15 protein-coding genes are annotated in these 17,943 nt (G+C 47.3%); 4 read left to right on the top strand and 11 right to left on the bottom strand.

Annotated features, from left to right (window positions below):
• Positions 1-15 precede the first annotated feature (15 nt).
• The 4 genes from BQ9893_RS19265 to BQ9893_RS19250 form a co-directional block, all read right to left on the bottom strand.
• Entirely contained in the window at positions 16-1,023 is a 1,008-nt protein-coding gene (locus BQ9893_RS19265) for an HlyD family secretion protein (protein ID WP_075967553.1), read from the bottom strand.
• A 62-nt stretch (positions 1,024-1,085) separates the two neighbouring features.
• Positions 1,086-2,495, bottom strand: coding sequence for a TolC family protein (locus BQ9893_RS19260; RefSeq protein ID WP_075967552.1), 1,410 nt, complete (start codon positions 2,493-2,495; stop codon positions 1,086-1,088).
• Positions 2,496-2,643: 148 nt separating this feature from the next.
• The gene (locus tag BQ9893_RS19255; RefSeq protein WP_075967551.1) at positions 2,644-3,243 is read right to left on the bottom strand and encodes a Crp/Fnr family transcriptional regulator; all 600 of its coding nucleotides are present in this window, start codon (positions 3,241-3,243) and stop codon (positions 2,644-2,646) included.
• A gap of 2 nt (positions 3,244-3,245) precedes the next feature.
• Positions 3,246-4,151 carry a hypothetical protein gene (locus BQ9893_RS19250; RefSeq protein ID WP_075967805.1) on the bottom strand — a complete coding sequence of 302 codons (906 nt, stop codon included), beginning with the start codon at positions 4,149-4,151 and terminating at the stop codon, positions 3,246-3,248.
• A gap of 99 nt (positions 4,152-4,250) precedes the next feature.
• On the opposite strand from BQ9893_RS19250, the gene guaA reads away from it, so the two are divergent.
• Positions 4,251-5,771, top strand: a complete 1,521-nt coding sequence (gene guaA / locus BQ9893_RS19245; RefSeq protein WP_075967550.1) for a glutamine-hydrolyzing GMP synthase — start codon at positions 4,251-4,253, stop codon at positions 5,769-5,771.
• Between the two features lie 27 nt (positions 5,772-5,798).
• On the opposite strand, the gene BQ9893_RS19240 is transcribed toward guaA, so the two are convergent.
• The 7 genes from BQ9893_RS19240 to BQ9893_RS19210 form a co-directional block, all read right to left on the bottom strand.
• Positions 5,799-6,359 carry a sugar O-acetyltransferase gene (locus BQ9893_RS19240; protein WP_075967549.1) on the bottom strand — a complete coding sequence of 187 codons (561 nt, stop codon included), beginning with the start codon at positions 6,357-6,359 and terminating at the stop codon, positions 5,799-5,801.
• Between the two features lie 14 nt (positions 6,360-6,373).
• Positions 6,374-7,072 (bottom strand): 16S rRNA (uracil(1498)-N(3))-methyltransferase, encoded by a 699-nt coding sequence (locus tag BQ9893_RS19235; protein ID WP_075967548.1) that lies wholly within the window; start codon positions 7,070-7,072, stop codon positions 6,374-6,376.
• A 41-nt stretch (positions 7,073-7,113) separates the two neighbouring features.
• Entirely contained in the window at positions 7,114-8,436 is a 1,323-nt protein-coding gene (locus BQ9893_RS19230; RefSeq protein WP_075967547.1) for a NupC/NupG family nucleoside CNT transporter, read from the bottom strand.
• Positions 8,433-9,062, bottom strand: a complete 630-nt coding sequence (locus tag BQ9893_RS19225; RefSeq protein ID WP_075967546.1) for a bifunctional nuclease family protein — start codon at positions 9,060-9,062, stop codon at positions 8,433-8,435. The genes BQ9893_RS19230 and BQ9893_RS19225 overlap by 4 nt, the downstream gene beginning before the upstream one ends.
• Positions 9,063-9,314: 252 nt before the next feature.
• Positions 9,315-10,256: a DUF5106 domain-containing protein gene (locus BQ9893_RS19220; protein WP_075967545.1), complete on the bottom strand. Its 942-nt coding sequence runs from the start codon at positions 10,254-10,256 to the stop codon at positions 9,315-9,317.
• Between the two features lie 213 nt (positions 10,257-10,469).
• A complete protein-coding gene (porE, locus tag BQ9893_RS19215; RefSeq protein WP_075967544.1) occupies positions 10,470-12,458 on the bottom strand; it encodes a PorE family type IX secretion system protein in 1,989 nt (662 codons plus the stop codon).
• A 56-nt stretch (positions 12,459-12,514) separates the two neighbouring features.
• Positions 12,515-13,735, bottom strand: coding sequence for an S-adenosylmethionine:tRNA ribosyltransferase-isomerase (locus BQ9893_RS19210; RefSeq protein WP_075967543.1), 1,221 nt, complete (start codon positions 13,733-13,735; stop codon positions 12,515-12,517).
• Between the two features lie 340 nt (positions 13,736-14,075).
• Here BQ9893_RS19210 and BQ9893_RS19205 point away from each other — a divergent pair, with 340 nt between their 5' ends.
• The 3 genes from BQ9893_RS19205 to BQ9893_RS19195 all read left to right on the top strand — a co-directional run bounded on the left by BQ9893_RS19205 (position 14,076) and on the right by BQ9893_RS19195 (position 17,899).
• The gene (locus BQ9893_RS19205; protein WP_075967542.1) at positions 14,076-15,152 is read left to right on the top strand and encodes a DUF2027 domain-containing protein; all 1,077 of its coding nucleotides are present in this window, start codon (positions 14,076-14,078) and stop codon (positions 15,150-15,152) included.
• Between the two features lie 17 nt (positions 15,153-15,169).
• Entirely contained in the window at positions 15,170-15,637 is a 468-nt protein-coding gene (locus tag BQ9893_RS19200; RefSeq protein ID WP_075967541.1) for a CYTH domain-containing protein, read from the top strand.
• Between the two features lie 102 nt (positions 15,638-15,739).
• Positions 15,740-17,899, top strand: coding sequence for a S46 family peptidase (locus tag BQ9893_RS19195; protein ID WP_075967540.1), 2,160 nt, complete (start codon positions 15,740-15,742; stop codon positions 17,897-17,899).
• The last annotated feature ends 44 nt before the right edge of the window (positions 17,900-17,943 follow it).

The following is a 17,943-nucleotide window of genomic DNA, read 5'->3' as shown; positions in this document are numbered from 1 at the left end:
TTTAATTGTCAATTGTCATTTATCAATTGTCAATTTCTTAACGACCGACATTCCCGGACGCAAGTCTGCCACCTTCTCCACCGGACGGGCACGCACCTCGAATGTCTTGGAGTCGAACTGCCCGTTCGTTTTCGTCGCTTTCCAGGCAGCATAGGTCCCCATGTCCTTCATATAATAGACTTTCAGTTTGACCGGCCGGTTATCCAACGCCGGAATAAAAGCGTCTAATTCGGAACCTATCTTGATATCTTTCAAAAGGTCTTCGCGGATGCTGAAGGTGACCCACATATCGTTGAGATCGGTGATATTCATGATCGGCGCACCTGTACCGACCAGTTCGCCCACTTCGGGGAAGCGTTCGGACACTTCACCGTCGATCGGAGAGACAAGTGCCGCTTCCTTCAAATAAGACTCCACTTCGGCAACCGCACCACCGGCCTGTTGCACAAGGGCAGCGGCAGCAGCTTTGTCCTCCGCACGGGCTCCGTCTACGGCCATATCATACTGGGATTTGGCTGCTTTCTCGGTAGCGACCATCGCCTTGTAATTGGCTTCCGCCTCGTCGCGTTTTTGGGCAGACATTACCCCTTTGTCGAACAAGTTTTGTACGCGCGTATATGATTTTTTAGCAATATCCAATCCGGCCTGTGCCTTCTGCCACATTTCATATGCTCCGGCAATCTCTTGCGAGCGAGCTCCCTTGATGGCCTTTGCGTTCTGGGCTTCGGCGGCACGGCGTACGGCTTCTGCCTGCTGGAGTTTGGCCAGAACTTCGGGGGTATCCAAGAAGACAAGCGTGTCGCCCGCCTTTACCTTGTCGCCTTCACCGAAACGATACGCCTCGATTCGTCCGGGCACTTTGCCGGAAATACGGACTTGCGTGGCTTCCGCCTGTCCCATGATGACCTCGTCCGGAGGCGTCAGTAAAAAGAAACCGGTTAATGCGACCAATCCGATCACACCTAAGAATGTGATAAATGCCAATAGCATGTTATTGATTGAGTATTTTTTATTCTCGTTCATGAGTTTGAAATTTATAATTTATGATTTATGATTTAGTAAGAATCAGGCTCGCGTTCATTTGCTTAATCCGCGTTCCTTGTTCTTCCAGGAAGCTCATTACCCAGCTTTCCCATTGCTTTTGTCAAATAGACTTCCGTCAGTTTTACCTCTATCTGCGCATCTATCAGACTGGAACGCGCCGACACCCAGGCCGTCTGTGCCTGCATCAGGTTAAGAGCCGGGATTACGCCTTCTTCAAATCCGAGGTTGGCATGGCGAAGGTTCTCTTCCGCATTCTCCATATTACGGGTGGAGGCGATCAGTTTCTTGTTCGCTTCATTGACCTTGTAGACAGATTGATTGACCTGCAATTCCACCTTCTCGCGGGCATCCAGCAATTCCAACGACTTGATACGCGTCTCGGCACGGGCCGAATTACGCTTATAACTACCCTCCCACCAACCGGAAAGCGGGACTTTAACCATTACGCCGACATTGAACATCCCGGCAAATTCATTTTTGAAACCGTTCATCGAATTAGGATTCGTAACCAAATAATTAGCCATAAACGCCACATTCGGCAACATATCCGACAAAACGATACGCTCCTTGCGCTTATAAATCTTAGTCGCCAGATCGAGGCTCTTCAACTCGTTACGGTTCATAAAGGCCTCATTCACATCGGCAGCCGTAATGGTGGGGTTCGCCGGAAAATCTTCGATGTCCTCATCTGCCAAAACCAGCGGGTCTTCCAATGGCAACCCGCATATTTGTGCCAATAACATACGGGAAAGAGCCAACCCGTTATCGACTTTCGTCTGTGCCATCTCGGCTTCGTTCAGTTTGACTTTGACCGAGAGCCCGTCGGCTTCGGTCGCCACTCCCTCGTTGATCATTGCCGTTATATCGTGATCGGTCTTGCGGAGCAAATCGACATAGGCATCGGCCAGCTTCTTTTTATTCACTAAAGAGATCACCTGCCAATAGGTTTCATCGGTTTTATAGATGACATCCTGCAATTGCTGGTCGTTCATCGACTCGGCCAATTGTTGGGCGTACTTGGTGATCTGATTATAATTGACAATCTTACCTCCCATAAAGACAGGTTGCACGAGAGAAACGCCTCCCACCCAGATATTCTGGATATCGAGGTGTTGCAAACCGTCCACTCCTTCCATCAACTTCCCAAACACTGGCAACTGGGCGACCGATCCGAGAGCCCCTCCGATAGAAGAGCCGAGTGCTCCCATATCCAGCAGGTTGATATCTTTCTGGTTCCACATATACGCACCGGTAGCCGAAAGCTGAGGAAAATATTTGGTAAAAGCGGCGTTTTTCTCATAGCCGGCCATTTTAACCTTTTCCCCCGAAATCTTCAACTCTTTGTTGTTCTGAATAGCCAGCCCACGGCATTCATCCAGCGTCAACGTACGCCCGGCATTTGCATAGCCCGACGAGACCAGTAGTGCGACTAATACGACAAATCCTTTCATCCTTATCTTGTTTTATTCGATTCTTTTCTAAGACGATGCAAAAGTACAGGTTCACTTCAAATATAAAATTGAACTAATTCAATAATTGCTTTCTTATATATATAGGCAGGCCGAATGTTTCACCTGGTTTCTCTGCCCTCCATCCGGTTCAAGTGAATGAGAGGACTTTCCGTTTCAACTTGCAATACCAGGCATTGCTGATACCCATATAATGGGCGATATACTTATCGGGAACCCGGTTGATCATCCAAGCATAGTTCGTATAAAGGAACTGAATGAACTCTTCCGCCGTAGAAGAGAGACGAACGGCTAACAGGACATCCAACTTATAAATGATCGTCAACATGATGTTCTGATAATAGGAAGCAAACAGGGGGTAACGGAACGAAAGGTTCTCGATATGGTCGCGAGAGAAGCAAAGCAACTCACCGGCTTCAAGTGCTTTGATCTCGAATTCGGAAGGCTGCTTGGTAAAATAGCCGATGGCGGAAAGGAACGGGAACATATTATCGGCCGCAAAGCCGGTGACGCATTCATTGCCGTTCTCGTTTATATAGAGATTGAGGAAAAGGCCTTTGTTGATGAAATAGGCATCCTGGCACAATTCACCTGTACGCAACAGATAATCTCCTTTTTTCACGGAGATTACCTTTGCATTTTTTTCCAGTTCGCCGAGAAAAGCTTCATCGCGGGCGAGGGTTTCCGGAAGATCGGCAAGCAGTCGCGCGAAATGAACATCCGTCTTCATTTCTATTTTTCGAGTGTGAAGCTTTTACGACCGATCAAATTGCCGTCCGCAAATATATCGACCCGGTATGTACCAGGAGAAAGGAACTCCTCGATATTCCAGTACATCGTAACCGGCAACTCCTCTCCGTCATATTCGACCAGTTTCTTCATGGAGTAATTGATTTCTTTTCCCTCGAAGGTAAAGACGTCGGCACGGCTCTTCAACAGGATATCGTCGTCCGGTTTCATGATACGCACATAGATCGTCTTCTCTCCGACCGGAGCCGTAATGTTCTTGCCGATCCGGAAGTCAACGACAAATTGTTCCATCTTCTTGATCACCTTCGCTTTCTTTCCGCGCCCATTGACAGGAGTCACGTTGATACCCGTCGCATCCAAGCGGCTTGCCAACGTAACACGTTCCGTCAGTTTCTCTTTTTCCTTCTTCAAGGTGGTAGCCGTAGAAGAAGCCTGTTTGTATTTCTTTACCGCCTCGTTCTTTTCCACTTTCAACTGTTCGTTGGCACGGTTCAGGGAGTCGATCTGGACTACATAGTTACGCATGATCTTGCGCAACGTCTGCAATTCCTTCTTCAGGCGGGCAATTTCTTTCGTATTTGTCGCCTTTACGGTACGGAGTTCTTCCTGCAAGCGTTGTACTTTGGCTTGCTCGGTAGACAACAGGTTTAGCAACGAGTCATTACCTATAGTAAATTTATATCCTTCATATTGGAGAGACAATTCGTTAAACTCATCTTCCAATGATTCCTTATCCAGGACATAAGCCTGTTCCAAATCTTCCATCTGTTGTTTCTGATGGAAAATATAGTAGGCCGCACCGGCGATAATCAACAATAACACAACCACTGCCATGATCAGCAGTGACATCTTATTTATTTCTTTTGTCTCCTTCTTTTCAGCATCCATACGGTCACGATTAAAAATGAACACGCAAAGGTACAAAAAATGATTTTAATTTCGAATATTATTCCTACCTTTGTGGCACTCAATTAAATAATAATTTGCATGCACGAGAAACTTATTATTCTTGATTTCGGCTCGCAAACAACTCAATTAATCGGGCGCAGGGTCCGTGAGTTGAATATGTATTGCGAGATTGTCCCCTACAACAAATTTCCCCATGATGCTACAGATGTAAAAGGTGTTATCCTTTCCGGAAGTCCTTATTCCGTATATGACGCCAATGCGTTTAAAGCAGATTTAAGTGAAATACGCGGTAAATATCCCGTATTGGGAATCTGCTACGGAGCCCAATTCCTGGCTTACACATCCGGCGGAAATGTTGAACCGGCCAACTCTCGCGAATACGGACGTGCCAATCTGTCGTATATCGACAATACGGACGAATTGCTGAAAGGCATCAACGTCGGTTCACAAATCTGGATGTCCCATGGGGATACCATCACAGTCCTCCCTGAGAACTTCAAAGTAATCGCCAGTACGGACGATGTAAAAGCTGCCGCCTATCACGTGGAAGGCGAACAAACCTGGGGCGTACAATTCCACCCGGAAGTATTCCACTCGACCGACGGTACCAAGTTATTGGACAACTTCCTGAATATTTGCGGATGTGCCAAAGACTGGACACCGGCCTCTTTCATCGAATCGACCGTTGCCGAACTGAAAGAACGGCTGGGTGACGACAAAGTAATCTTGGCGCTTTCCGGCGGTGTAGACTCTTCGGTTACGGCCGTTTTGCTACACAAGGCCATAGGAAAGAACCTGACCTGTATCTTCGTCGACCACGGCTTGTTGCGTAAGAATGAATTTGAAAACGTGTTGAAAGATTACGAACACTTAGGGTTGAACGTAATCGGAGTCGATGCCAAAGAGAAATTCTATAAGGAACTGGCGGGTGTCAGCGAACCTGAAAAGAAACGCAAGATCATCGGTAAAGGTTTTATCGACGTGTTCGACGAAGAAGCCCGTAAGCTGAAAGACATAAAATGGTTAGGTCAAGGCACTATTTACCCGGATGTAATCGAATCGTTGTCCATCACCGGAACCGTCATCAAAAGCCATCATAACGTAGGTGGCCTGCCCGCCAAAATGAACCTGAAGCTAGTCGAACCGTTACGCCTTCTGTTCAAAGACGAAGTACGCCGTGTCGGTATGGAGTTAGGTATGCAACCGCATCTGATCAAACGCCATCCGTTCCCCGGTCCCGGCTTGGGTATCCGTATTTTAGGCGATATCACCCCGGAAAAAGTGCGTATCTTGCAAGATGCCGACGACATCTATATGTCGTTGATGCGCGAATGGGGCTTGTACGACAAAATATGGCAAGCCGGAGTGATCCTCCTTCCGATCCGGTCCGTAGGTGTCATGGGTGACGAACGGACATACGAAAACACAGTCGCCCTGCGTGCCGTAACCTCGACAGATGCCATGACGGCCGACTGGGCACAACTTCCTTACGAATTTCTCGCGAAAGTGTCCAACGAGATCATCAACAAGGTCAAAGGCGTAAACCGCGTTGTCTACGACATCAGTTCAAAACCGCCAGCAACGATCGAATGGGAGTAAAATAAAAAAAGGAAGCATAAAAAAGTATTACCCGTTTATTCGCTTGATTACCCGGCAAGGATTTCCTACGGCGAGCGAATGGGCGGGTATGTTTTTTGTTACGATGCTACCGGCTCCGATCACGACGTTATCACCGATTGTGACACCGGGGAGGATGATCGCTCCGGCACCGATCCATACATTGTTTCCGATCGTGATCGGGTAAGCATACTCCAAGCCTTTGTTACGATCGGATGCGTCCAAAGGATGCCCTGCCGTATAAATGCCGACATTGGGAGCGATGAAAGCATTGTCGCCGATACAGACTTTTGCACCGTCAAGTATAACCAGATTGACATTCGCATAAAAGTTCTCCCCTACTTCTATATTATACCCGTAGTCGCAAGCAAAAGGTGGTTCGATGATCAGGTTCTCCCCGGTCTTTCCCAGTAGTTTTTTCAAAAGAGCCTTGCGTCCGGCCTGCTCGGAAGGACGCAAACGATTATAATCATAAAGCAATTCTTTCGCACGCTCGCGATCCGCCAATATTTCAGGATCATAATTAGCATCGTATAATTGGCCGAGACGGCATTTCTCTTTTTCGGTCATTGTTTCTCTCCTTTTTACTGGTTCAACACATGTATCGTGTGGCAAGCGACCAATGCCGCTGTTTCCGTACGCAAACGGCTTTCGCCTAATGAAATGGGTTCAAATCCTTGTTTTAGGGCAAGCGCTATTTCTTCGGGGCTGAAATCACCCTCCGGACCGATCAGGACAAGTGCGTTTTCGCCCGGATGATACGTTTGTTTCAAAAGAGGTTTCACGCCTTCTTCGCAATGGGCGATAAACTTACGGCCGTCAAAAGGCTGACTGACGAACGTACGGAAATCGACCATTCCGCTCAGTTCCGGCAAGGTCGCTTTCTGCGATTGCTTCATTGCGCTGACCAAAATTTTCTCCAGGCGGGCAGGCTTAATCTCTCTTCGTTCGGAAAAGCGGCAGTTCAAGCAAGTGATAGCATCGATACCGATCTCGGTCGCTTTCTCTGCAAACCATTCCATACGGTCCATATTCTTGGTCGGAGCCACTGCTATATGAAGATTGAAGTTCCATAAAGCAGGCTGTTCCCACTTTTCCAGGATATTCACTTCACAATGTTTAGGATGGGCACGGCTGATCGTCGCTTTAAAAAAGGAACCTTTGCCATCCGTCAATAAAATCTCGTCGCCTTCAGCCAATCTGAGTACGCGAATGCAATGCCCGGCCTCTTCTTCCGGAAGCTCCGGACTCACAGCTATATCCGGTGTATAAAATATCTGCACTTGGATAAATTAAAAAATTAAAAACTAAAAATTTCCCACTGTCAATTGACAATTAACATCATTCCTATTATCGTGGCCGATAGCACCGATACCAACGCACCGCCAATCATAGCCGGAAAACCGAAACGGGTGATCATTTCTCTCTTTTCGGGAGCCAACACGCCCATTCCTCCCAGCAAGATGCCGATAGACGAGATATTAGCAAAACCACATAAAATATAGGTAGACATCAATATGGATTTCTGATACATAAACAGACCGGCATCTTTCCATTCCTGCAGCTGGAAATAAGCCACAAATTCGTTCAAAATGGTTTTCTGCCCCAACAAGGAACCGACCAGCATCACATCCTGATAAGGGACCCCGATCAGCCACATAAAAGGAGAAAGGATCACTCCCAACACAAATTGGAATGTCAACCCTTTGGCTTTCCCGTCCGTAACAGAAACGATCCAGTCATTCAGTCCGGTATAGCGCCCGATCACACCCTCCAGAATATAATTGGCAAGAGCGACCATCGCTATGAACACAAGCAACATCGCCGCGATGTTCACCATCAGCCGTACGCCGGTCGACGCACCTGCCGCCAACGCATCCAACGCAGTGGAATGCTGCCCGATCTTTTCCATCTTCACCAAGCGGTCGTCAACTTTTTCCGTTTGCGGACAAAGTATTTTAGCCAGGACGATAGATCCCGGAGCCGCCATCAACGACGCCGAAAGCAAATGTTTCGCAAACAAAACCCTCGACACGGGATCGCCTCCCGCCAACATACCGATATAGGTTCCCATCACCGTTCCGGCTATTGTCCCCATCCCGGAAACCATTACCAGGAATATTTCCGACCGGTTCATCGCCGGCAGATAATTTTTGATCAGAACAGGCGATTCCGTCATTCCTAAAAACACATTGCCCGACGTAACCAATCCTTCGGCTCCGGAGATGTTCATGAAACGCCGCAATACCCAGGAAAAGCCCCCCACTACACGTTGGATAATTCCCCAGTAATAAAACAGAGAAACCAAGGCTGAGAAGAAAATCACCACTGGAAGCGAGTTCAACAAAAAGATAAATCCTTCACTTTTGGTCACCAACGGTCCCAAAAGAAAAGCAACTCCAGACTGGGTAAAATCCATCAACTTGATGAATGCCTTCCCTATCCATTCCAGAACAGTCCCGGCTGCCGGGACGTACAATACGATAAGGGCAAAGACGAGCTGCATAAACAATCCCCCGCCCACCAGTTTCCAATCGATCCGTTTCCGGTCGTAGCTCATCAAGTAAGCAATTCCCAAAACCGTAGCAATTCCTAAGATACCACGCAGAAAAGATTCAATACTCAAACCGAATTGTTGTTCTATCATTTGGCTCCGTCCTCCTCTTCACGACGCCGGATTTCATCCTTGTACATCTTTGCATATTCATAATTCTCATCAGCGATCGCATCGTCCAGGCGCTCCAACAATTCATCGGCCTCCAAAAGAGAAAGCCATTTTTTCAGTTGGGCTTCATCATGTATTTCCTCCGGCTCTAAATATAGAAAAGAATCATCATCATCGTCTTTCTCTTCTGCCGCATCATCAAGCACGACTCCACATTCGCGGACGATCTCAGGAGTCGTATAGATATCGCATTTCACGCGCAAAGCGATGCCGATAGCATCGGAAGTACGTGAATCCAAGCGAATCTGTTTGATTCCATCATCAAAAAGCAATTCGGAATAAAACACGCCATCTTCAAATTTATAAATGAAAACCTCACACAAACGAACCCCAAATGCCTGTGCAAAGGTTGCAAACAAATCATGCGTCAAAGGGCGAGGAGGCGTGATACGCTCCAAAGCGATCGCGATAGACTGGGCTTCCGACGTTCCGACAATGATAGGTATGCGGCGGACGCCCTCTTCTTCTGCCAGAATCAAGGCATAAGCACCTGATTGTATCTGGCTGTTCGTTAAACCTTGCACCCGTAGTTTTATTCTTGTATCCACACTATTTAGTTTTTTAGTCAGTTCACAAAAGTAATATTATTTCGGAATCTTAAAAACATTCGAAAGGAAAGAAAAGTACAAACGGCTTGAAAAAAGAAAAGGTTGTCATCACGACAACCAATCTTCATTGCTAACCTTAAATCTAATACCATGAAAAACACAGTGCAAATATATAGACTTTATGTTATTCAGCATAGTTTTACAGCAGAATATTTAAGTTTTTAGCATTATTTTAATCTGCGCACATTCTGTTTAAAGGTGGTTAACAGTTTGTTGCCGTTTTAAATAGTTTTCCACCTGCTCGAATGTCACATCTTTCAAGACTACTTTCTTATCCTTGTCCAGCAGATAGAGGGTAGGTATTGCCTTCAGATCATATATTTCATCATTTTTCAGGCTCACCGCACTGTCATAAGAATTGATCCAATCTGCAGGCATATAAGAAATATGGTTTCTCCATGCCTCCATATCTTCATCCGGGTAGACGGCCAAGATTTTAAGTTTGTTATTCTTGCTCCACTCCGCCACAAGCGGTGAAGCTGCCAGCCGGTCCGTGATTTCCTTACAGGCTTGACAATCCGGATTATAGAAAAACAAGAGCAGATAATCGGCTTTCGTGCGATACAAAGTTTCTTCTCTTCCGTCCGCCAGCGTGTACGTGAAATCTGCCGCCGGTTCTCCCACCCTGTTTTTAAAGGCCAATTCGAGCAAATGAGCCGGACGTATCTTGTTTACATCATCCAAGACCGGAGCTTCCAAAATCGCTTCCAACACATAGATGAACAAAGACTCGTCTCGCATAGGCGAATTCGGATCATAGAGATATTTCTCATATATACCGGCAAAATAGACAAACATCGAACTGTCGGCAGACGCCCTATTCATCATATCCTTGACGGAAGAAGAGGCTGCTTTTGGCGGGACAGATTTTATCAGATCGATATAATCGGAAGTCGCCTGCTCCGTAATTTCCGGAAGATGGATCAGGGTGGTATCCGTAAAATCAAACTTATCCCAATAATGTTTTACCAGGTAAACGGCACGTTCTTCCGGCTCAGTAATGACACTGGGGATAGAAACCATCTGAAAAGTACGTTCATGAGTGTTTCCTGTTTCTGTTTTTTTCACCTTCTGCCCGTTACAGGCGCCAAAGATGAAAGTAAAAGATAATAGGCAAAGTATTCTTATCCTCATCATATCTTGTTTTTTATTCCATACAAAGATATGATTTATCAGCAATTAAAAAGCCGGAGAAATAAACAATTAACGGTCTGATCCATAAAAGTAAGAGGTTATCCGAAAACCGGCGGGCTCATTCAGAAAAAAAATGCCGGTGTCCTATAGATAACCTCTTACAAGCTACAGGTTGAAATTCGAAGTCCTTATATTTTTTACCTTATCGATAAATCAAAATAAATTATAGTTCGTCCGCAAGACTTTAAATTCAGTCCGACGGTTTATCTGGTCTGCTATCTCCTGTTGTTCAGGTGTCAGTTTTTCAATGAATTCTTCGGTCAGGACATCTCCTTCGTTCAGGAAATCATAATTCTTGGCCATCTTCTTATTGATTGTTTTAGGGACGCTTTCGCCATACCCTTTAGCCTCAAGCCGGTCTTGGGCGATTCCCCCGGCAATCAGATAGTCGACAACCGATTGCGCCCGTCGTTGCGCCAAGCGTTCGTTATACTGTTCCGAACCTTTGCGATCGGTATGCGCTCCCAATTCGATCGTCACGTTCGGATTGTCGTTCAGCATCTTGATCATTTCGTCCAACGCCTTCTTTGATTCCGGACGCAAAGTCGCCTTGTCGAAATCATAGAAAATATTTTCGATCACGACAGGTTTACTGATCGGGGAAAGGAAAAAGTCCACTATATATGTTTCGTTCTTCTCCTCCGGCCCTGTTTTCAGCTCAAAATTCTGATTCAAATATCCACGTGCGCTTGCCATCATCACATAGCGGATATCACGTTCCAGTTCAACCTTGTACTTACCGTCTTTCTTTGCCAACACTTTTTCGTTCAGACCGTCCCGACCGACAATGCGGACCGTTGCGTCTTCTATCGGGTTCTCGTCTACATCGGAGACGATGCCTTCGATAAAGATGGTGATAACCGGCAGTTCAAAAGAATACAAATGGTCATATCCACGCGCATCATTGCGGTTGGAACTGAAAAAACCCCTTTCCTTATCACCGGCAAACGTGATGCCGAAATCATCACCGGCAGAATTGATCGGCGCTTTCATATTCTCGACGTTCCACTTGCCCGTACTGTCCAAGGTCGCTTTGAAAAGGTCCAGTCCTCCCATTCCCGGATGACCGTCGGAAGCAAAATAGAGTGTTACGGAATCCCGCACGTAAGGGAACATCTCGTCGCCCGGCGTATTGATGTCCGGTCCCAGATTCTCCATCGGACCGAAGTCGTTCCCCATGACACGCGCCCGAAACAGGTCTTTGCCTCCATAACCGCCTACGGCATCCGAGACAAAATACAGATACTTGCCGTCCGGCGATATAGAAGGATGGCCGAGAGCCGTCACCGAATCTTTTACGATATTCGCTCTGGTTCCCTTTCCCCATTTGGCACTGCTACGGGAAGATACATAGATTTCAGAAGTACGCGGTCCTTCCGGGTCCTGCGCACAATAAGTATAATACATCGTATTTCCGTCTTTGGAGAAAGAAGGTGTCCCTTCGTCGAACTCGGTATTCACTTCGTCTTCCAGTTCTACGGGCGCTTGCCAAGCACCGGTTTCATCCTGTTTGACCAGAAAGAAATCGTTATTCCGCTGTCCGGTGATCGCACTGTTGGTCTCTTCCTTATCTTTCCCGGCTCCTTTAGGCGTACGGGAGGAGGCGAAATACAACTGGTCGTACTTCTCACCATACAACATCGGGCTGAACTCGGAACGGCGGGAGTTGAACTTTTCCATCCGCCTCACCGTATAGCGGGTCGGCGCCTGTTTCCATTTTACGGCCTCCTCACAACCGGCCACTCCATTAAAAGCCAACACGCTGCCCGGCTCTGCCAACAGGTAGTCATTGTAATATTTGATTGCCTCCCCATAACGTCCGCTCTTCTGGTACATCTGTCCCAGACGGAGATTTACGATACTGTCCGGATATTTATACCTGAGCGCATTCATATAAGCGCTGGTCGCACGCGGCGTATTGTTGATCAAACGGTTGCATTCTGCCATCCGGAATGCGATATATCCACGCAGATCGCGCTTGGCAGGAGGAGTCTTCGTATAGACTTTCCTGTAAATGGCCGCCGCTTCAAAATATTCACCGATACGCTGTTTCTCTTCCGCATCGCTCAACTTCGCTGATTTACAGGAATACAGAAAAGACGCAACCAACAACAGGAACAAATATGGGGTAAGTTGTCTCATTTGCTATAATCTATGTTTTATATAAACAGGATTATGTACGATTTATTGTATGAGCATTACAGCAATAGCGAGCTGTCCCCATAACTCAAAAAACGGAAATCATGCTCCAAGGCATAATCATAAATATTTTTCCAGTCTCCCTTCACAAAAGCGGATATCAGCAACAGCAAGGTGCTTTTCGGCTGATGGAAATTGGTAACAATGCCACGTACAATCTTAAACTCATAGCCCGGAGCAATAATAATCCGGGTAGCCGTCACCAACTTGTCCGCCTGGTGCCGGTCCAAATAATCCAGAATATTTTGCAACGCTTCATCTGCCGTCAACCTGTTATTCGCCTCTTCGTAAGGCATCCACTGCTTGACGATCAGCTCCTCGGCTGTGGCATCCGGGTTCGAAGCCAACGTGACACCCATATAATAGAGGCTTTCGAGCGTACGGACCGAAGTCGTGCCGACTGCAATAATCTTACCGAGGTTATTCTTGATCCGTTCGATCGAACTCCTGCGTACGGAGATAAATTCTGTATGCATCTCATGTCCTTCGATCGTCTCGCTTTTCACTGGCTTGAACGTCCCGGCCCCGACATGGAGCGTCAATTCTTCCCGTCCGATCCCCCGCGCATCGATAGCGGCCAGGACTTCCGGTGTAAAATGCAAACCTGCCGTCGGCGCGGCAACCGAACCTTTTACTTTGGAGTAAACCGTCTGGTAGGTCTGCAAATCGCTTTTTTCTGTCTCGCGGTTCAAATAAGGCGGAATCGGCAATACACCCGCCGCATCCAGCAGATCGGCAAACGTGCAAGTCGGATGATCCCATGTGAACTCGATGAGGTGGCTGTCCCCGCAAGTCTGCAATTTTTCAGCCTTCAGTATGACAGTCTCACCGTTGAGCTGCACCTCCTTCTTCAAAACTCCTTCTTTCCATTTCTTCAGGTTACCGACCAGGCAAGTCCAGCGGCAACGCTCGGTCTGCTGGAAAACCAAAGCATAATCATGTGGCTCGACCGGTTCCAGGCAGAAAATCTCGATCCTCGCACCTGTCTCTTTCTGAAACAGAAGACGCGCCTGGATCACCCGTGTATTATTGAATACCATCAGGGAACCTTCCGGCAGGTAATCCGTAATATGCTTGAAAATGCTTTCGCTGACTTTTCCATCCTTATATAATAAGAGTTTCGACTCATCCCGTTTGGATAACGGGAATTTGGCGATCCGCTCGTCAGGAAGCGGATAATCAAATTCTTCAATACGTATCTGTTGCGTCTTTGTTGTCATGATTTTTGCTATTACAGGTTCTTTTTACCGAACCGGATTGCAAAAGTACAAATTTATAGGTAAAAAGCATCAGAAAACACGAACAAGAATCCGGCCTCCGGATTTATCAAAATGTCACTACCACCCCATCAAAATCGGATTAGTAGTGCATGTATTTGGAATTAGTATAGCGGGTAATATTTTTTAACATTTCATATTATCATGTTTTACCCAATAAATATGGCAATATGATATGCTGGTGCTTCCTATAAGAAACGTGATAGGCAAATCAATCAGCCGAAACTGGATTAGTCACTGAATTTTACTACTTTTGTGGCAAATAACAAAAGTAAATCGAATTATGAGTAACATAAAAGTAGGAGACAAAGTGCGTTTCCTGAACAGCACCGGTGGAGGTGTCGTTCGCAGTTTCAAAGGAAAAGACCAGGTTTTGGTGGAAGATGAAGACGGGTTCGAAGTGCCGGCGCTGATCCGCGAATGTGTAGTCGTAGGAGACAGCGAGATGCAGGTACACAGCTCCCGGCGTTCACCGCTCCCTTCCGCGACACAGGCGCCCGCCCCACAACCTAAGAAACCGGAGCCTCAACCCGAAGAGGAAAAGGTTACGGAGACCGCAGAAGGCGAACGACTGAACATATACCTGGCTTACCTCCCGATAGAACCGGCCAAAGTGATGCAGGGAAGCGGCTACGAAACCTATTTCATCAACGACAGCAATTACTATCTGTTCTTCAATTACATGAACCGCCAGAACAACAGCTGGATCAGCCGCTATAATGGCATTGTGGAACCGAATACACAGATTTTCCTGGAAGAATTCGGCAAAGAAGAGCTGAACGACCTGGAACGTATCTGCGTGCAACTGATCGCTTTCAAAAAAGACAAACCATTTTCATTGAAGAACGCCATTTCGGTAGAGCTCCATCTCGATACGGTCAAATTCTATAAGCAACACTGCTTCATGGAAAACGATTTCTTCGATGAAGATGCAATGGTCTACCCGATCGTGCGCCAGGACATTCCCGAAAAAGAATTGCTGATTTCCGCTGCCGAACTCCAGGAAGCCATGCAGCAGAAGGTACGCGAAGACCGTCGCGTTCCCCAAACGATCGTCAAGAAGAAAGCGACCGACAGCTCGATTTTGGAAGTGGACCTGCATATCACGGAGTTGTTGGACAATACCAACGGGCTGAGCAATGCGGACATGCTGAACTATCAGTTGGAAAAATTCCATGAAGTACTTGCCAAATATGCAGCCAACAAAGGACAAAAAATCGTCTTTATCCACGGTAAAGGCGATGGAGTACTGCGCAAGGCGATCGAGAAAGAATTGAAAACAAGATACAAACAACATTATTACCAAGATGCTTCCTTCCGCGAATACGGCTTCGGGGCAACGATGGTAACGATTAAATAAATTGTCAAGTATCCCTTATGGCAACTGAAATAGAAAGAAAATTTCTTGTGAAAGGCGACTTCAGCCGGCAAGTAACCTCTGCACAACGTATCGTGCAAGGGTATATCTGCTCACAACCCGGACGGACGGTGCGGATACGTATCCGGGGCGAAGAAGGATTCCTCACGATCAAGGGCGCATCGGACGAAAAAGGGTTGAGCCGCTACGAGTTCGAACAAAAGATACCATTGGCGGATGCGGAAGAGCTGCTGAAACTGTGCGAACCCGGAGCCATCGACAAAGTGCGCAATCTGGTTCCTGTCGGGAAACACACCTGGGAAGTCGACGTCTTCCATGGCGACAATGAAGGATTGGTCTTAGCAGAAATCGAATTGGCTTCCGAGGACGAACCTTTTGAACGACCCGACTGGATCGGACAGGAGGTCAGCGGAGATCGTCGTTACTACAACTCGATGTTGACAAAACGCCCGTATAAACAATGGTGAGATTTATGATTTCAGATTTATGATTTATGAAGAAGATAAAGCCATAAACCTGAAATCATAAATCTGAAAAATCATAAATCATAATTCATAAATAATAAATCAATGAAGAGACTCATCATCTCCCTCGCGGCAGCCATCCTGTCGCTACCGGCAGTAGCCGATGAAGGCATGTGGTTGCTGCCTTTGCTGAAAGGACAAAAGTTTCCGGAAATGCAAGCCTTAGGACTCAAATTGCAGGATTACGATATCTACAGCCCCGACTCGGCTTCCTTGAAAGATGCCGTTGTCATATTCGGAGGCGGCTGTACGGGCGAAATCGTTTCGCCGGAAGGCCTGCTCCTGACCAACCACCATTGCGGCTACAGTTGCATCCAACGCCACAGCACGCTGGAACATGACTACCTGACAGACGGCTTTTGGGCTATGTCGCGCGAACAGGAACTTCCGAATCCCGGCATGACCGTCACTTTCATCGACAAAATAGAGGATGTGACCGACTATGTGAAAAAGGAACTGGAAAAAGACACCGATCCCAACAGTATGAACTTCCTCTCTCCTAAATTTCTGAACGGGCTGGCTAAAGCAAAAGCCGGAGAAAAGTTCCTGCAGGACAATCCGGGCACGGAAGTCGAGATTAAGGCGTTCTACGGTGGCAACCAGTATTTCATGTTCACAAAGAAAATCTATTCCGATGTCCGCCTGGTAGGAGCTCCTCCCTCGTCGATCGGGAAGTTCGGCGCAGACACCGACAACTGGATGTGGCCGCGCCATACGGGCGACTTCTCCGTCTTCCGTGTCTATGCCGATGCAAACGGCAATCCGGCCCCCTACTCTGACAAGAATGTTCCGCTTCGCCCGAAACGCTGGTTCAAGATTTCATTGAAAGGCGTCCAGGAAAACGACTATGCCATGATGATGGGATTTCCCGGCCGTACCAATAAATACTACACATCCTGGGAGGTGGCGGAACGCCGCGACATCGACAACACGGTCCGCATCCACATCCGCGACTTGCGCCAGAAAGTCATGCTGGACGAGATGTTGAAAGACCCGGCTGTCCGGATCCAGTACGCCAGCAAATATGCAGGCTCGACAAATGCATACAAAAACGCGATCGGCAGCAACTGGGCCATTAAAAAGCGCAATTTCGAACAAGTGAAAAAGGAAGAACAGGACAAACTGATCGCCTGGTCCAACAAAATGTGCGAACCGAGCTATCCCGACGCCCTGATGGCGCTCGAACAGATCGTATCAGACCGCAAAGACCTGCGTTTCCGCAGTTGGATGCTGGACGAAGCGATCCTGCGAGGAATCGAGTTCACAAGTGTGCCGACTCAAACGGATGCAGTCATAGAAGCCTTGAAAGGAAAAGACAAAAAAGCGCAGCAGGAACAGCTCCGGCTGTTGGAACGGGCTTATCATGGGTTTGCCAACAGCAATTACTCGGCCGACGTAGACAAGAAAATCGCCAAAGTGATGCTGAAAGAATACCGCAGCCAGGTCGATCCGAAAGCGCAACCGGCCTATTTCACACAGATCGACAAGAAGTTCAAGGGAGACACGGACCGGTTCGTCGACTATCTGTTCGAGGAATCCATTTTCGGCAGTGAAGATAATTTCAACAAATTCCTTTCCCGCCCGTCTGTCAAAGCGTTGGAAAACGACCCGATGATTCTTTTCGCCAAATCTGTCCGTACGGAGGAGACAAATTTGAAGAATGCGTTAAAAGAATTTGAGGATGGATATGCAATGGCTCACCGCAACTATGTAAAAGGCTTGTTGGCCATGTACGGCGACCGTGCCAATTTCCCCGATGCAAACTTTACCCTGCGCCTCACTTACGGACAAGTAAAAGGGTACAGTCCGCGCGATTGCGACTACTATGGCCACCAGACAACACTGGACGGTGTGATGGAAAAAGAAGATTCCACCAATTGGGAATTCGTAGTGCCCGCCCGCCTGAAAGAGTTGTATGCCGCCAAAGATTTCGGACGCTACAAGGCTTCCAACGGAAAAATGCCGGTTGCTTTCAGTGCAACCACTCATTCGACCGGTGGAAACTCCGGCAGCCCAGTGATGAACGCGAACGGCGAACTGATCGGCATCAATTTCGACCGCAACTGGGAAGGAGTCGGCGGCGACATCCAGTATCTTCCCGACTACCAGCGCAGCATCATAGTCGACATCCGCTACGTCCTCTTCCTGATAGACAAATATGCAGGAGCGGGATATTTGTTGGATGAGATGGAGATTGAAGAATAACCGGTAGAAAACAGACGACCATTGTATAAGTCAAAAATCATAAA

It is taken from the genome of Parabacteroides massiliensis, from assembly GCF_900155425.1.
GTDB lineage: Bacteria > Bacteroidota > Bacteroidia > Bacteroidales > Tannerellaceae > Parabacteroides > Parabacteroides massiliensis.
Note: the sequence above shows the minus strand (reverse complement) of the source record. Positions and strands in the feature narration are given on the sequence as shown.

What these genes read in the sequence shown, in the direction of transcription:
- BQ9893_RS19220 (WP_075967545.1), bottom strand. Translation starts at nt 10,256, where the DNA reads ATGAGGATAAGAATACTTTGCCTATTATCTTTTACTTTCATCTTTGGC.
- BQ9893_RS19240 (WP_075967549.1), bottom strand. Translation starts at nt 6,359, where the DNA reads ATGACCGAAAAAGAGAAATGCCGTCTCGGCCAATTATACGATGCTAAT.
- BQ9893_RS19205 (WP_075967542.1), top strand. Translation starts at nt 14,076, where the DNA reads ATGAGTAACATAAAAGTAGGAGACAAAGTGCGTTTCCTGAACAGCACC.
- guaA (WP_075967550.1), top strand. Translation starts at nt 4,251, where the DNA reads ATGCACGAGAAACTTATTATTCTTGATTTCGGCTCGCAAACAACTCAA.
- BQ9893_RS19255 (WP_075967551.1), bottom strand. Translation starts at nt 3,243, where the DNA reads ATGAAGACGGATGTTCATTTCGCGCGACTGCTTGCCGATCTTCCGGAA.
- BQ9893_RS19265 (WP_075967553.1), bottom strand. Translation starts at nt 1,023, where the DNA reads ATGAACGAGAATAAAAAATACTCAATCAATAACATGCTATTGGCATTT.
- BQ9893_RS19250 (WP_075967805.1), bottom strand. Translation starts at nt 4,151, where the DNA reads ATGGATGCTGAAAAGAAGGAGACAAAAGAAATAAATAAGATGTCACTG.
- BQ9893_RS19195 (WP_075967540.1), top strand. Translation starts at nt 15,740, where the DNA reads ATGAAGAGACTCATCATCTCCCTCGCGGCAGCCATCCTGTCGCTACCG.
- BQ9893_RS19230 (WP_075967547.1), bottom strand. Translation starts at nt 8,436, where the DNA reads ATGATAGAACAACAATTCGGTTTGAGTATTGAATCTTTTCTGCGTGGT.
- BQ9893_RS19200 (WP_075967541.1), top strand. Translation starts at nt 15,170, where the DNA reads ATGGCAACTGAAATAGAAAGAAAATTTCTTGTGAAAGGCGACTTCAGC.
- BQ9893_RS19210 (WP_075967543.1), bottom strand. Translation starts at nt 13,735, where the DNA reads ATGACAACAAAGACGCAACAGATACGTATTGAAGAATTTGATTATCCG.
- porE (WP_075967544.1), bottom strand. Translation starts at nt 12,458, where the DNA reads ATGAGACAACTTACCCCATATTTGTTCCTGTTGTTGGTTGCGTCTTTT.
- BQ9893_RS19260 (WP_075967552.1), bottom strand. Translation starts at nt 2,495, where the DNA reads ATGAAAGGATTTGTCGTATTAGTCGCACTACTGGTCTCGTCGGGCTAT.